2 protein-coding genes are annotated in these 1440 nt (G+C 44.9%); one reads left to right on the top strand and one right to left on the bottom strand.

What is annotated here, in order from left to right; genetic code table 11:
• Nucleotides 1-977: M48 family metallopeptidase (locus B4K20_RS16880; RefSeq protein WP_289283810.1), on the bottom strand; the 977-nt coding region annotated here is incomplete at its 3' end.
• Between the two features lie 102 nt (nt 978-1079).
• Here B4K20_RS16880 and B4K20_RS16875 point away from each other — a divergent pair.
• Nucleotides 1080-1310: a sulfurtransferase TusA family protein gene (locus B4K20_RS16875; protein ID WP_289283809.1), complete on the top strand. Its 231-nt coding sequence runs from the start codon at nt 1080-1082 to the stop codon at nt 1308-1310.
• The last annotated feature ends 130 nt before the right edge of the window (nt 1311-1440 follow it).

Genomic DNA, 1440 nt, shown 5'->3' with positions numbered 1-1440 from the left:
AGGCGAGCCGCTGTGTATTGTGCATTTTTGATCAAAGCCAGCACATAACCGTAATTCACAGGATCTTTATTGACTAGATCATCTCTGGTCAATTGATGTTGATAATACTCAATCAATTCCCCACTATCTTGAGCCGTCATCACTCGCAGCTTTTCTTTAATCAGGTAAAACTGCTCATGATCAGACAACCTCGGCTTTACACTTAATTGAGAAGCTCGCCCTCTGGCATCGGCTATACGCGAAGTCGTGACGGGGTGAGTTCGTAAAAACTCAGGAACCGCATCGCCCCCATAAAACCGACTGGCTTGCTGTAACTTCTCGAAAAAGCTTGGCATCGCTTCAGGATTGAAGCCAGATCGAACCAATGTCTGCATACCTATATTGTCCGCTTCCGCTTCATTCGCTCTGGTATAGTCAATCTGGCTCTGAATACTTCCGGCCTGAACTGCCATGATAGCGGCCGAACCGGCTTTGGGATCAGCAGCCCCCAACAGCGCGGCAGCAATCATGGCAGCTGTGCGGGGTATGGTCATACGTTTCGAATTTTCAAAACTTCTTAAGATGTGACGCTGGGTGATGTGGGCAATCTCATGCGACATGACAGAAGCCAGCTCATCTTCATTGGCGGCTGTAAGAATCAATCCGGAGTTAACCCCCACATAGCCACCTGGAGTGGCAAAGGCATTGACCGTACCATCGGGCACGACAAAAAAGGTGTAGTTCAAATTAGGTTCGTTACTATTCGAGGCCAAGCGGTAACCTAAAGACTGGATGTAGCTATTCACTTCAGGATCTTCGACCAAGTCCGTGCTTTGTTGTAAGCGCCAGAAAAAAGCCTGACCAATCTCCAGTTCTTCTCGGGGAGAGATTAATTCACCTGCGCTATCACCCATCTCTGGTAAGGCAATATCCAGCGCCCAGCTTGTGCTTAGATGGCTAAAAAAAAGTAAACTTACGATGTAATATAGTGTTCTCATAAGCCAAATAGACTCATCATGTGGGCACACGGTTCCAGCAAGACAGTGAATACAAATCCGTTTATCATTGCGTCATTTTTAAGAATAGATTGGACAACTAGTATGTCAGAATTTCACAAAGAAATTGATACATCCGGCCTTAATTGCCCTCTTCCAGTATTAAAAGCCCGAAAAGCATTGGCGGACATGACATCCGGCCAGAAACTGTTATTAATTGCTACCGATAAAGGCGCCAATAAAGATATTCCAGCATTTTGTAAAATGACGGGTAATCAGTTGATAGACACATCTGAAATCGATGATAAATATCATTTTGTACTTGAGAAGGCTTAATTCCAGCTCATGCGATCACGCCACCAGATATCTACCCACATCAATATCGCGCATTTGCTCTAAGATGATCCATCAAAGTACCGGCAAAGATAGCGTAGAACTACATCTACATCTACATCTACATCTACAT

The organism is Methylophaga sp. UBA5088 (genome assembly GCF_002414625.1).
In the GTDB taxonomy this organism is placed as follows: Bacteria; Pseudomonadota; Gammaproteobacteria; order Nitrosococcales; family Methylophagaceae; genus Methylophaga; species Methylophaga marina.
This window is presented reverse-complemented; position numbering and strand designations above follow the sequence as displayed.